The sequence below is a fragment of the Bacteroides sp. genome (assembly GCF_029057325.1).
GTDB lineage: Bacteria > Bacteroidota > Bacteroidia > Bacteroidales > Bacteroidaceae > Bacteroides.
On record NZ_JAICZW010000164.1, the window covers coordinates 1 to 12,914 of the forward strand.

Genomic DNA, 12,914 nt, shown 5'->3' on the forward strand with positions numbered 1-12,914 from the left:
CGCTTATATACAAGTAATGGTAAGGTACTTTACTAATACCTTACCATTCCATTAGATTAAATCCATTACTCCATAAACCTTTCTGCTTTTGATTGATTGGAATCGTATCACTCTATTCATAAAATTCAGAAAGAACAACCATAACCAATCGTCATTGATAAACATTGCTGGGTTGTATTCGATATGCTCTCTTGTAAAGAAATCTTTCATTGCATCGGAATTAATTCTAACTTCCAATCTATGCAGCTGGTTAGGATTATCGTAACTTTCCATAATGTAATCCTTGTGGCTCTTGTTTTCTATCTCACGCTTCTTGTTGTATGCGTTGATGCTTAAATCATTTTTCTTCTGCTGGATAAGGATGCTATATTCTTTGATGCGTTCCAAATTACCAACCCCGATATAAAGAATGTCTTCAATGAGTTTCTTTCTATCTGTGATTTTCGTTCCATTGATGATAGGGTAGTAGTCTTTGTTCCTTATCATCTTAACCAATGCCTTTGAAAAATTAGTACTGGCATCAATGGCTAAATCCAAATGGGTAATGTTGTTGAACTCTAATCCTAACATCTGCTCGATGTAGTCTAAGAATACTAATCGTCCTTTGGTGTTATGATTGTACTTCAAATAGAATTGTTGGTTATCTATCTGTAACCATACAAATGACTGAAAAGTCTCATCGTGGTCCGAACGCAAACCCCATTGGATTGTTCCAAATACTTGCTCTTCCATATCCTCAAAGGTGTTATCATTATAGAATGTATAGACTATCTCATAGATGTAATTGAAGTGTGTTCCGTCTATTCTTCGTAACTGAAAATCCCACCCTTGAACTTCAAAAGTCTCTAATGGATTTTCTCTTAATTCGTGCAATCTGCTGGTATCTGATAATGTATAGCAGATTTTTAGTTTGTCAATAACTGGTATCATATAACCATTCATTTGTATAAATTATTTTTTCTTTGCCATAGTGCTTTCATTGCTTCCGATATGGCTTGCTTGTGTTGTTTAGTCTTTGGCTGATTCTTCAACGCTTGGCTAATCAACTTCTTTGTTGTAGCTGACTTCTTTCTACCTCGTAAAGCGTATGCAATCTTTCTTTTGGTTTGTTCATTCATTATTCAACCTTTTTACTATAAATAGTAGGCAGGTTGAAAATAGTTAGAAATAATTACAGGAAATTTTATGGAAAGAACGCTTTACTGGTAGAAAGGTTAAAATCGGCTCTATTAGAAAGCAGTTACCTAAGTCTTATTGCGCAAAGGCTTGTGCCACTATTTTTGCGTGTTGTAACTTATCCACCTTGATATATTTCAAGAAATTGGCTTCTGTGGTGTGTCCTGTGATTGCCATAATGCTTATGGTTGGAACACCTTTCAGATACATATTCGTTGCAAAACTTCTTCTTGCTGCATGGTTCATTAGAAACTCATATTTTGCTCCATTCTTGGTTTCTGTTTGTCCACCTTTAACACGAGATAGTGTAACTGGTTCTGTTATGCCAGCCCATTCAGCACACTTGCGAATGTGTTTTAGTGTTTTGCTCTTATCAACGCTCTTTGGGAGTACACCACCATATTTAGCTATGATTGCTTTAACCATTGGATGCAATGGGATGATAACCGTTTTATCTGTTTTATGGGTATGCACTACCATTGTATCATCGTTGATGTTAGCTTCTGATAAGTCTTTCCAATCTCCAAATCGAAGTCCAGTCCAACAAGCAACTATAAACAAGTCTCGTGTGATTTCTATATGGTCACGAGGGTCTATTTGTGCTTTAACCTCATCATTGAAGTCTATGGCATAGAGTTTGTTGATGTCCTCTTCTGTAAGATATACATTCTCAACATCGTGGCATTTGGTTTGATAGCGATGAAATGATTTATCGGTTATCAGTCCTTGAATTTCCGCTTCTGCTAACCATACTTTCATTATGCTATATTGAGCTGCAATGGTGTTGGCTGTATAATTCTTGGAAATCATCCAAGCGGTAAAGCGTTCTTCAAATTGAGAATTGAAGATTTCCCATACCAATCTAATACTTTTGTCTGCACAGAACTTTTGAAGTCTCTTCAAGGCATTGCGATGATTGTAGATTGTTCCATTCACAATTTTTCGCTGGGTGTCCTTATTGACCATTTGCGATTTGCGTTCAATGTAAGCGTTGATAAAATCGGTTGGGTTTTTACGGATGTTGGCTTCAATGCCTCTTATCTTACCATTGATGAAACTGGTGAAGTTCTTGGCATTGTGTTCCATTCCATTGCTCATTAAATGGCTTTGGCTAACTTGGATTCCGTATTCATGGCAATATCCAAGTATCTTTTTCAGTCCTTTGTTTACACCTTTATTATAATTGAGTTGTACTCTACCCAAAACACTATCTTCTGATGCTCGTTCACCTACTTGTGTTCTTGTAGTCTTAATCCAGTACTCTGGTTCAATCAATAAGCCAGTATATGCTCTTACTCTTTCCTTATTGATAGTTGTTGTCAACCATATTTGAGATTTCTTACTTCCAATACCTTTGAGGTTGAAATTAATCTTCATACTAAATCTACCGTTTATCGAAACTTCGTTTTCAACCATAACATTATATATTTTAAAGTGTCCTCTTGTGAGGACTTATTTTGTTTTACCTTTTTATTTAAAGTATATCGTCTCCTAAAAAGAAGTCAATACCTTGGATGAAAAATATTTTTCTTATCCTCAAAATTACTGGAAAAAAATGGACTGGAGAAATGGTTGAAAATGGTACTGGTGTCAAAAACTGGTATCAATTTAGATTCGTTAACAAAATAGCTAAAATACCTTCCTGAGGGCACTGGAGGCTATATATCAACGAAATAGCCTTGACCTATGGTAGGGTCAAGGCTATTGAAATATGCTCTAAAAGGGCTTTATTTTATTCCCATTCAATCGTTGCACTGGGCTTCGGCGACATATCGTAGCAAACGCGGTTTACGGTCGGCACCTCTTTCAAGATACGGTCGGTAATCTTCATCAAAATGGGCCAATCTACCGGTTCGATGGTAGCGGTCATGGCATCCACCGTATTGACGGCACGAATGATGACAGGCCAATCGAAAGAGCGTGCATTGTCGCGCACACCTACCGACTTGAAGTCGGGCACTACCGTAAAATATTGCCATACCTTCTTATCCAGACCTGCCAATTGGAATTCCTCACGCAGGATGGCATCCGACTCGCGCACGGCTTCCAAGCGATCGCGGGTGATGGCTCCCAAACAGCGCACACCCAATCCGGGTCCGGGGAACGGTTGGCGATAGACCATCTCGTAGGGCAAGCCAAGTTCAACGCCGCAAGCACGCACTTCGTCCTTGAACAACTGGCGCAACGGCTCTACCAGCTCAAACTGCAAGTCTTCGGGCAGACCACCTACATTGTGGTGCGACTTCACCATCTTGGCAGTCTTTGTCCCGCTCTCCACGATATCAGGATAGATGGTGCCTTGTCCCAAGAAGTCGATGCCGTCCAGTTTGCGGGCCTCTTCCTCGAAAACACGGATAAACTCACCGCCGATAATCTTGCGTTTCTGCTCGGGGTCGGCCACACCGGCCAATTTATCCAAGAAACGGTCGGTGGCATCCACATAAATCAGGTTTGCCTTCAACTTCTTTTGGAAGATATCAATCACGGCCTCCGATTCACCCTTGCGCATCAATCCGTGGTTCACATGCACGCAAACCAGGTTGTCGCCGATGGCTTTCAGCAGCAAAGCCGCCACTACGGAACTGTCCACACCTCCGGACAGGGCCAGCAACACCTTGCGGTCGCCCACCTGTCGGCGAATCAGTTCCATCTGATCGTTGACAAAGTTGGTCATGTTCCAGTTGGCCTCGGCCTTGCAGGTATCAAATACGAAAGATTTCACTGCCGCTTTGATGGCTTCCACATCGTCCGTAAATTGCGGAAGTTTCACTTCACACAAAGCCTTGTCATGTCCGGCTGCCATTACGGGAAATCCGGCCTCATACACTTCAGGAAGTACATCGATGGCTATTCCATCAATCACATTGTTCGGTCCACCGTTGATGATGATACCTTTTACATTCGGCAAAGCCTTCAGTTCGGCAGCGGTAATGTCGTGAGGATAAATCTCACTATACACGCCCAATGCACGAATTGCTCTGGCAAGCACCGTGTTCTCATGGCTTCCCAAATCCAGAATCACAATCATGTCCTGCTTCATTCTATCTCTATATTTAAAGTTAATAAATTCCGTTTCGGTTATTCCCACTCAATTGTCGAAGGTGGTTTTGACGAAATGTCGTAAGTGACGCGATTCACTCCCTTTACCTTATTTATAATGTCGTTGGAGACCTTGCCAAGGAATTCGTAAGGCAGATGTGCCCAGTCGGCAGTCATGGCATCGGTAGAAGTGACGGCACGCAAAGCAACGGCACGCTCGTATGTACGTTCGTCACCCATCACGCCCACACTTTGCACCGGCAACAGGATGACACCCGCCTGCCATACCTGATGGTAGAGCGACGTCTCGTTGCCATCGGCATCCTTCACCTTCCAGTCGCGCAAGCCTTGAATAAAGATGTCATCGGCCTCTTGCAACGTATGCACCTTCTCGGGCGTTATGTCGCCTAAGATGCGGACAGCCAATCCCGGTCCCGGGAAAGGATGGCGGGTTATCAGATGTTCGGGCATTCCCAACTCACGTCCCACGCGACGAACCTCATCCTTAAACAGCCACTGCAACGGTTCGCACAGCTTGAGGTTCATCTCCTCGGGCAGTCCGCCTACATTGTGATGGCTCTTGATGGTCTTACCGGTGATGTTCAGGCTCTCGATGCGGTCGGGATAGATGGTACCTTGTGCCAGCCAGCGGGCATCGGTTATCTTATGCGCTTCGGCATCGAACACCTCGATGAAGTCGCGACCGATGATCTTGCGCTTCTTCTCCGGCTCGGTCACTCCGGCCAAGTCTTTGAAGAACTTCTCACTGGCATCTACGCCAATCACGTTCAGCCCCAGACACTCGTAGTCGTGCATCACATTCTTGAACTCGTTCTTACGGAGCAGGCCGTGATCCACGAAGATACAGGTCAGGTTGCTGCCGATGGCGCGATGCAGCAGCACGGCAGCCACGGAAGAGTCCACGCCACCGCTCAATCCCAGGATGACCCGGTCATTTCCAAGCTGTTCCTTCAGCTCTGCCACAGTGGTATCTACAAACGAGGCCGCACTCCAGCTCTGGCTGCAACCGCAAACCTCCACCACGAAATTGCGCAACATCTGCGTACCGTCTTCGCTGTGGAACACTTCGGGATGGAACTGCACACCCCACATTTTCTCTCCCTCCACCTGATAGGCGGCAATCGCCACCTTGTCTGTAGAGGCAATCACCCGGAAGTTGCCGGGAACGGCTGTAATCGTATCGCCGTGGCTCATCCAGACCTGGGTATTCTCCTTCACGCCTTTGAAAAGGATATTTTCACGGTCGAAAGAACTGAGATGCGCACGTCCGTATTCACGGGTACCGGCAGGCTCCACCCGTCCACCATTGCTATAGGAGATAAACTGTGCGCCGTAGCAGATACCCAGTATGGGATACCGTCCGCGAATCTCGTCCAAGTTCACCTTGAACGCGCTTGCATCATATACAGAAAAGGGGCTACCCGAAAGGATAACTCCTTTTACAGACTCATCCCCCTGCGGGAATTTGTTGTAAGGTACAATTTCGCAATACACATTCAGTTCGCGAAGACGGCGGCCGATGAGCTGCGTGGTCTGCGAACCGAAATCAAGAATAATAATCTTCTCTTGCATAAATCTCTGTGGATTTTAATAAATATGGTGCAAAAGTAGAAAAAAGTCAGAAAATACCTCTCAACAAGAGGCAAAAAACTTACATCAAGCGATAAAGCCTATCCTGCGACGAGGCATCAACTGCGGAAAATCCCTTTTCACGAATTTCAATGCGGCTTGCTCGATGTCGGAGATTTCGATGGTTCGATACACTTCGACACTTGCCGGCATTCCACCCTGAACAATCCGTTTGGCCATGGCCTGCAAAACACCCGACGTAATGAACTGATTCATCCAACGGGCATTTCCGAAATGGCGATCCTTGCGGCTGAGCGCCTCTCCCACCATGGTCTTCAACAGCGATTCGGCCTCATCGGAAAGCAAATATCCTTTCCGCTCCAGCAAGCTGGCACCTATCTGCATCAACTCTCCGGCATCGTAGTCATCGAAATGGAATTTATGGGGGAATCTCCCTTTCAGACCTTGATTCCGCTGCATCAGGCGTTCCATCTCGTCGGCATAGCCCGCCATGATGACAAGTGTGTCCGAGTGCGGCCGGGCCAGCAAGGTGAGCAAGCACTCAATGGCATGATTGCCATAGTCCTTACGATCCTCCAACGAGTCGCACAAAGTATAGGCCTCGTCAATGAAAAGCACGTTTCCCTTGGCGCGTTTCAGCAAAGCGACCATCTTCTCCTCAGTCTCGCCGATGTAGCGCCCCACCATCTGACTGCGTTCCGTCGCAATCACCTCCCCCTTGGAAAGCAATCCCAGAGAGTGGTAAATCTTCCCGATCATCCTCGCCACCGTGGTCTTTCCGGTTCCCGGATTCCCGGTGAAAATCATGTGGTACGTGCCGTCTTCCTCTGCCGGGAGCCCCAATAACCGCCTCTGCTCGTTGAAGCGGACTTGGTAGAAAACAGCGGTCAATTCTTCCTTCAAGGCGTGCAGGCCTACCATTGCGTTCAGCTCCTTCATGCTCTCTTCAAAGAGAGCGGGAGCCGTGGTGCCGTTTCGGCGGTCATTCGTCTTCAGCAAGTAAGAAGCGAGAGCGATGTCTTCGGGAAACACGGTCAGCAACTCTTTTTGCCGAATGCTCTGATCAAACAGCAAAGTCTCCCGAAGGCGTTGCTTCATCCGGCCGGCAATGCCCCGGCAGACAAAACGGTCAATCTCCTCTTTACCCCAATGGGATATTTCCGGCCACGACTCACCGACTTGCACGGCCAGCGCATTTTCCGACATGGCATCGAGGCTGAAAGAGGCCTGCTCGATTTGCCGTTGCACGAGGTGTGTCATTTCGGCTACGGAGAAGGACCGGACATCAAAACGGGTATCGGCAGGAAAGCAGGCCGCCATCCGAGGCGCATACGCAAACACCTGCTCCACCTCGTCGCGGGTGCCGCAAAGGATGAGCGACCAGAACACGGTTTCGTCTAAAACGGCCTTTTCGATTCGGGTCAGCAACTGTTGCCCATCCGGTGTCAGCAGCGCAGACAGGCCGAATAAGGCCAAGGTACGCTCACCACGTCCCTCGATATAGCCATCGGCAGATTCTCCGCCAGAGGCGGAAGCGGAGGCCACCCATTCCGCACAATCTATCTGCCTGTAACTTTCCGTGCAGAAATTCAGCAAGTTTGGCAGGCAATAGGCTAACCGCTTGGCATGAAAAAGCTTGGAAGCCGTGACAACAGCAAACGTGTTGCTGCGCAGTCCACCGAGGTTATGAAGCGAGCAGAAGCGGTTGAATTCGTTCATGCGCGACAGCTTCACCAGATGCCGCTTGACATGCCCCAATCCTTGCAACTCCCTCACCTGTTTCCATTTCTTCTGCGCATCCGGCTCCAGCTTCTTCACCATCCAATACTCCTCCTCTTCTTTCTGAAGCAGACGGCATCGGCCTTCGGTCGTTTCAGCGCCTTGATAGTCGAAGGTGACAAGCATATAAGGCTCGCGGTTGTACGACACGACTGCAAAATAGCTTCCCGGCATCCAGATGTTTTCCGAATGAAGAGAGACCGAGCACGCGGATTTAGGGAAACGCCCCCCTGATATATACCGACCGGCACGCGCCATCAGGTGCCAATCCCGGTCATAGCAGGCGAGGCCAAGCTCCACTCCCTCTTCTTTGCCACACCCGGCGGCATATTCCGTGTTCTTTGTCCTATCGGCAACCAGGCTGACGCGCAGCGCACCGGAAGTCAATCCACCTCCGCGCAGGGTACTCGCCGGACGGGAAACGACCGCCTTCCGGAAAACGGGATGCGCCAACTCCTCTCCTGCCCTCAACACCATGAAGGGAAAACAGAGATGCCCGTTGACGGTGTCAAACAGATGTTCGTCGGAAGCCTCCTGCATATTTTTGCCCAACAGGAAGTATTTTCCGGGATGCAAAAAATTGTATTCGGAAGAGAAAGAGAAGCAGAAACAATCATACTCTTCCATGCTCCGCACAGCTCTGGCCACGGGCTGTTCCGTACCCTCGCAATAGAGATAAAAAGAAGCGGTGTCATCCAACTCTCCGTCCATACGAAGTCTCATCTCCGCCGGATTTTGCGAAGCAGCCTCTGTCGCAAAAAGACGGGCCGCATCCTTGCCCGGACAGATGGTCAATCCATCCAAAGAGAGTGTCAGTTGACCGACCTTGCCGATGGATTCCGGTTCGGCTTTTTGGGGAACAAAGTAACGGTACCCCTTGTAAAGGCAGCGTTCCATATCCATAAGTTCGGTGTGAAATGAAAATTGTTTTTTATTATGTATCATAGCTGTAACTTTTTTTAGTGAATAAATAGAGATAATAAAAAAGTTTTCCGACCCGACCATTCATGTATAAAAAAGGGCGCGACATGAACCGTCGGATGGTGTCCAACATGTCAAAGAACGAAATGCAAAACGACTATCAACGCAAGGATGCTATATCCCCACGTCGCCGTTGCACGATTGATTCTTTGATTTTGGACTGCTATGATGCATATTATATGGTATAATAGAACGGATGAATTGAATGCTATCATCCGATTTCGGGACAAAGATAGAGGGTTTAGGAAAAATTTGCAAGGAAAAAGGAATATATTTCACGTTTTTTTTATTTACGGGAGTCAAAGCCGATACGCTTGTGCAGAATGCCATTACGAATACATTGGCTTTGACTCCTATATTCAGGTACATCTATTTCCATATCCATGTTGATGTTATTTGGCTATTAAAATCAGAATCACTGCAAGGACGAGGAAGCCGGGGAAAACAGCCTCAACCATCCATACCGAAGCCCGGCTCCAATGTGTCTAATCACCGATATGAACCATGAGCGTGTGAACATATCGGTTCTGACTACTTAAGTGTCTGTCGCAGAAAGACAGCGTTGCTGTCAACTTCCGAAGCAACAAGATTGTATTCCGAAGGTATATATATTGTATCTCCAATCGCTACAATCGGTGTAGGAACATTTAAATTCCCGGAAAATCTCCACTCCTTTCCATCTGTATTGCGCTTTAATCTACGTGATATTATCCAAGGCCCAAATTTAGTGTATAGGAAAGAATAATCTGAGTTATAGCAGATTACATCCGGTAGTTCAACGCAGACAGTATCATCAAATGAAATTGTTGTATGCTCTCCCCACCAAATCAAAGTGTCTTGAACTTCTTTAGGCAAATCGGAATACACGACTCTTTCGCCATCAGTGTAATCTATGGGACGAGTGCATCCTAAATAAAAACCAATTACTCCGATGGCTATAACACCTGCTATTTCCTGCCACTTTTTCATACGCCTAATGCTTTTGTCCGTGCCACAAAGTTAATACAAATCTTGCTAAAATCCTTGTATTACCATGCGTAAAGTGCTTGAGCTGAACCGAAAACTGAAATTCTATCCTTTTTTGACGTGATTCTGCTGTTTCAGCCTCATTTCCCTGCTTTTTCCTTCTGTTTTGGCTACAAATTTATATACATAGCCATATTCATTTCAACGCCTCGATTTTAGCAATGGTGGAATCAGGCAAAATGTCTATGCCGTAGAATAAATGGCTACTCTGATAGCCGAGAAAGTTTATATATTTTAGGATAAGCGCGTATTTGCTTTGTGTTCTCGCCATGTCAATGCTGCCGTTCTCATCAAAGCAGATAACCTCATGGTGGGCTATGCGGTTACGGAAAGTTTTTATCTCCTGAAGTTCGTTGAACACCGCTCTTTGCCCTAATCCGGTAGTGCGATTAGGGAATATGCGCAATAAGTTCTGACCACCAAGTCTAAACGGCTGTCGTGTAAACAAGTGTGTCCAAAAGCCAAAAGAGACAGAGGAAACGACACGATCGCTTGTATATCGCCCGTTTTGCCTAAGCATAGCGATTATCCGAAGTACCTCATTTTTCTGCGGCGCATTTTCAATCATACCTCCGGGTTGCATCTGATTCTCCACCCATTCAACATCATTAAAAACGCTCTGATAATGAGCGTTTATGGCATTACGAAGCACTACCTCAAAGATATTCAGTATGCCATAAAACTTTTGACATAACTTCACGTTATACCTATAAAGGGTTAGTGCTTTGGCTGTATTACCGCCGCAAGCAACTAAATATTTGTTGAGGCGAGCCGTAGAAAAAGCCTTTTCATACTCAGAATATTTCATTTCATGATTTTTAGCGTATTGCAAATTGCAAAATTACGAAATTATTTCTAATTTTGCAACGGAATCCCCCGAGTGTCCCTGTCTTCGGACAAACCTCGGGGTTTAGTTTTTTTAAGCCACTCCTAATCCGGGCGGCTTTTCTTCTGCTATCCGAAAACTTCCGTGCCTGAAATCATGACATTATGCAAGCAACAACAAGGTGCACCGTCATCTATCCATGCCTCCCTTTTTGTCTTCAAAAATTCCGTTGGCAAATAGAGTGTGCATAGTACCCTGTCTGCTCCCTACCTGCTCCTTACCAACTCCCTACCTGCTCCTTGTATATCCCGTCTCTATAGACAGGGAGAAAACAAGGAGAAGATATACGCTAAAATTGTTGACGGCAAAAAAGTTGAAGCGATAAATCTGGCGGATAGTGAACTTGTTGGTCAGTAACTCCCCTACGACAAATCGAAAAAGTTATAAATAATTACAGCAAATCTCTTCTTCCCGAAAATTCCGTCTGCCTCTATTCTTCCGGTCCGCCTCTTATCCGGTCCTGACTTGCTCCATACTTCCTTCGGACGTTCTTCGGACGTTCTTCGGACATTCTTCGGTCCTAGGGAGTGGAGTTTGTCCGAAGAACGTCCGAAGCCGAATAGGCCCTGATAGGGGTCGGACAGGAAGCGGATAGGAAGAAGAAAGGAAAAGAAGGAAAAAGGCGTTTTTTCATCGGGACGTGACGGCTGCGAAAAGAGTGGTAGAAAACATTTTACATTAAAAAAGAGAAAGCGTTTATCTCAATGACACTTTTACACTTGTTGGCAATCCGACAATCCGGCAACAGAACCAAAGGCATCCTGCAATACTGACGATGCAGACCTATTTTTGCATTCAATTATCTCCCCTCTTCACGCAAGCAGGCGCCACCCCCACAACCTTCTTGAACAGCAGACTGAAACATTGCACATTGGCATAGCCCAACCGGCGTGCCACAAGGGCCGGCGTGTTCCCCGCCACGAGTAACATCCTCCGGGCAACTTCAAGCCTCTTCTGTTGGAAGTATTCGTCCAAGGTCTTTCCAGTCTCGAACTTCAGCAGGTCGTTGAAGTAGGGGACGGAAAGGCCCAGCCGCACGGCGCAATACTCCGGCGTGGGCAAAAGGGCGTCGCGCAGACGGCCGGAGGCGATATAGGCGTCAAGCAACGCCTCCAGCTCTTTGAGCACGCTCTTGTTCTTATGCTCGCGTGTGATGAACTGCCGTTCGTAGAAACGGGTGCAATAGTCCAGCATCAGTTCAATGTGGCGCGAGAGGATGGTGGCGGTGTGGGTGTCGATGGGGCGATGCAACTCCTCTTCGATGTTTTGGATGCAGCAAGTGACGGTGGCGGTCTCACGCTGCGACAGGTGCAGGGCCTCTTCCTTCTGATACGAAAAGAAGGTGTAGTTCTTGATGTGATTCAGCAACGAGGTGCGATAAAGCAAATCGGGATGGAACGCCAGCAACCAGCCCTTGTCGGGCAACACGCCCGCCTCGCTCATGCGGAAAATGTCGCCGGGCTTGAGAAACACCATCGTCGCCGTGGAGTAGTCGTAATACTTGCGACCGCAACAGCAACAATCGTCCGCACACTCCTCGATGAGCAGCACGGCATAGAACTCGAACTTCACCGCCTCCTGCCGCAGGTCGGGATGCTCCAAGTTGATGATGCTTGCCTGCGGATGCAGCGTCTTGCACCCCAGGCAACGGTTGCACTCGCACACGCTCTTGATATCCAACATATCTTCTTTCATCCCTCTCCCCTCAGCCAATCATCCGCAAGCGGTATTCGTTCGGCGTACACCCCACCTGCTTCTTGAACAGGCGGCAGAAGTGCTGCGGATACTGGAATCCCAAGGAGTAGGCTATCCGGCTCATGGTCTCCCGCGTACCGGAGAGGCGGTCCTTCGCCACTTCGATTACTTTTGCGTGGATATACTCTTGCGGCGTTTTGCCGGTCTCCTTCTTCAGCATGTCGCCGAAATAGTTGGGAGAGAGGCAGAGCTTGTCGGCAAAGTGCTTCACGGAAGGAAGCCCGTCGAGTTCGGCGGCAGGTCCGCTGAAATAGTCATCCAGTAACTGCTCGAAGCGGACCAGCACATCGTGATTGCTCTTGCTGCGCGTGATGAACTGGCGCTCGTAGAAACGCATGCAGTAGCCGAGCAGCAGTTCGATATAGGTGACAATCAGCGTCTTGGTATGCTTGTCTATGCCATGTTCCAGCTCCTTGCGGATGATTTTGAGGCAATCCAGGATGATAGCCTGCTCCTCTTCGGACACGTGCAACGCTTCGTTAATCTCATACGAGAAGAAGGTGTATTTCTTCATCGCTTGGTTCAGCGGCGTGCCCCTGAGCAGGTCGGGATGGAAGAGGATGCCGTAAGCGTTGGTCTGTATCCGGTCATGGGTAGCGGTGGTCTCCGCCGTTTGTCCGGGGGCGAAACAGACGATGGTGCCCTCTTCGTAATCGTACTT

General features: G+C 47.1%; 10 protein-coding genes. All 10 read right to left on the minus strand.

The window, feature by feature from the left end; all coding sequences use genetic code 11:
- Positions 1-51: 51 nt before the first annotated feature.
- Positions 52-930, minus strand: a complete 879-nt coding sequence (locus tag K2G43_RS11055; RefSeq protein ID WP_300155132.1) for a hypothetical protein — start codon at positions 928-930, stop codon at positions 52-54.
- An 8-nt stretch (positions 931-938) separates the two neighbouring features.
- Positions 939-1,118 (minus strand): hypothetical protein, encoded by a 180-nt coding sequence (locus K2G43_RS11060; protein WP_300155135.1) that lies wholly within the window; start codon positions 1,116-1,118, stop codon positions 939-941.
- A 133-nt stretch (positions 1,119-1,251) separates the two neighbouring features.
- Positions 1,252-2,553, minus strand: coding sequence for a site-specific integrase (locus K2G43_RS11065; protein WP_300155137.1), 1,302 nt, complete (start codon positions 2,551-2,553; stop codon positions 1,252-1,254).
- A 355-nt stretch (positions 2,554-2,908) separates the two neighbouring features.
- Positions 2,909-4,216 (minus strand): glutamine-hydrolyzing GMP synthase, encoded by a 1,308-nt coding sequence (gene guaA / locus K2G43_RS11070; protein ID WP_297644036.1) that lies wholly within the window; start codon positions 4,214-4,216, stop codon positions 2,909-2,911.
- A gap of 38 nt (positions 4,217-4,254) precedes the next feature.
- Positions 4,255-5,808: a glutamine-hydrolyzing GMP synthase gene (guaA, locus tag K2G43_RS11075; protein WP_297644037.1), complete on the minus strand. Its 1,554-nt coding sequence runs from the start codon at positions 5,806-5,808 to the stop codon at positions 4,255-4,257.
- An 84-nt stretch (positions 5,809-5,892) separates the two neighbouring features.
- A complete protein-coding gene (locus tag K2G43_RS11080; protein ID WP_300155142.1) occupies positions 5,893-8,550 on the minus strand; it encodes an AAA family ATPase in 2,658 nt (885 codons plus the stop codon).
- 567 nt (positions 8,551-9,117) lie between these two features.
- A complete protein-coding gene (locus tag K2G43_RS11085; RefSeq protein ID WP_300155145.1) occupies positions 9,118-9,555 on the minus strand; it encodes a hypothetical protein in 438 nt (145 codons plus the stop codon).
- A gap of 193 nt (positions 9,556-9,748) precedes the next feature.
- The gene (locus tag K2G43_RS11090; protein ID WP_300155148.1) at positions 9,749-10,420 is read right to left on the minus strand and encodes an Abi family protein; all 672 of its coding nucleotides are present in this window, start codon (positions 10,418-10,420) and stop codon (positions 9,749-9,751) included.
- 873 nt (positions 10,421-11,293) lie between these two features.
- Entirely contained in the window at positions 11,294-12,181 is an 888-nt protein-coding gene (locus K2G43_RS11095; RefSeq protein ID WP_297642178.1) for a helix-turn-helix domain-containing protein, read from the minus strand.
- A gap of 22 nt (positions 12,182-12,203) precedes the next feature.
- Positions 12,204-12,914 (minus strand): AraC family transcriptional regulator (locus K2G43_RS11100; RefSeq protein WP_300155151.1); only part of this gene is annotated, 711 nt, incomplete at its 5' end.

Excerpts from the sequence above, each read along its gene's own strand:
- K2G43_RS11055 (WP_300155132.1), bottom strand. The coding sequence starts at position 930 with ATGATACCAGTTATTGACAAACTAAAAATCTGCTATACATTATCAGAT.
- K2G43_RS11060 (WP_300155135.1), bottom strand. The coding sequence starts at position 1,118 with ATGAATGAACAAACCAAAAGAAAGATTGCATACGCTTTACGAGGTAGA.
- K2G43_RS11065 (WP_300155137.1), bottom strand. The coding sequence starts at position 2,553 with ATGAAGATTAATTTCAACCTCAAAGGTATTGGAAGTAAGAAATCTCAA.
- guaA (WP_297644036.1), bottom strand. The coding sequence starts at position 4,216 with ATGAAGCAGGACATGATTGTGATTCTGGATTTGGGAAGCCATGAGAAC.
- guaA (WP_297644037.1), bottom strand. The coding sequence starts at position 5,808 with ATGCAAGAGAAGATTATTATTCTTGATTTCGGTTCGCAGACCACGCAG.
- K2G43_RS11080 (WP_300155142.1), bottom strand. The coding sequence starts at position 8,550 with ATGATACATAATAAAAAACAATTTTCATTTCACACCGAACTTATGGAT.
- K2G43_RS11085 (WP_300155145.1), bottom strand. The coding sequence starts at position 9,555 with ATGAAAAAGTGGCAGGAAATAGCAGGTGTTATAGCCATCGGAGTAATT.
- K2G43_RS11090 (WP_300155148.1), bottom strand. The coding sequence starts at position 10,420 with ATGAAATATTCTGAGTATGAAAAGGCTTTTTCTACGGCTCGCCTCAAC.
- K2G43_RS11095 (WP_297642178.1), bottom strand. The coding sequence starts at position 12,181 with ATGTTGGATATCAAGAGCGTGTGCGAGTGCAACCGTTGCCTGGGGTGC.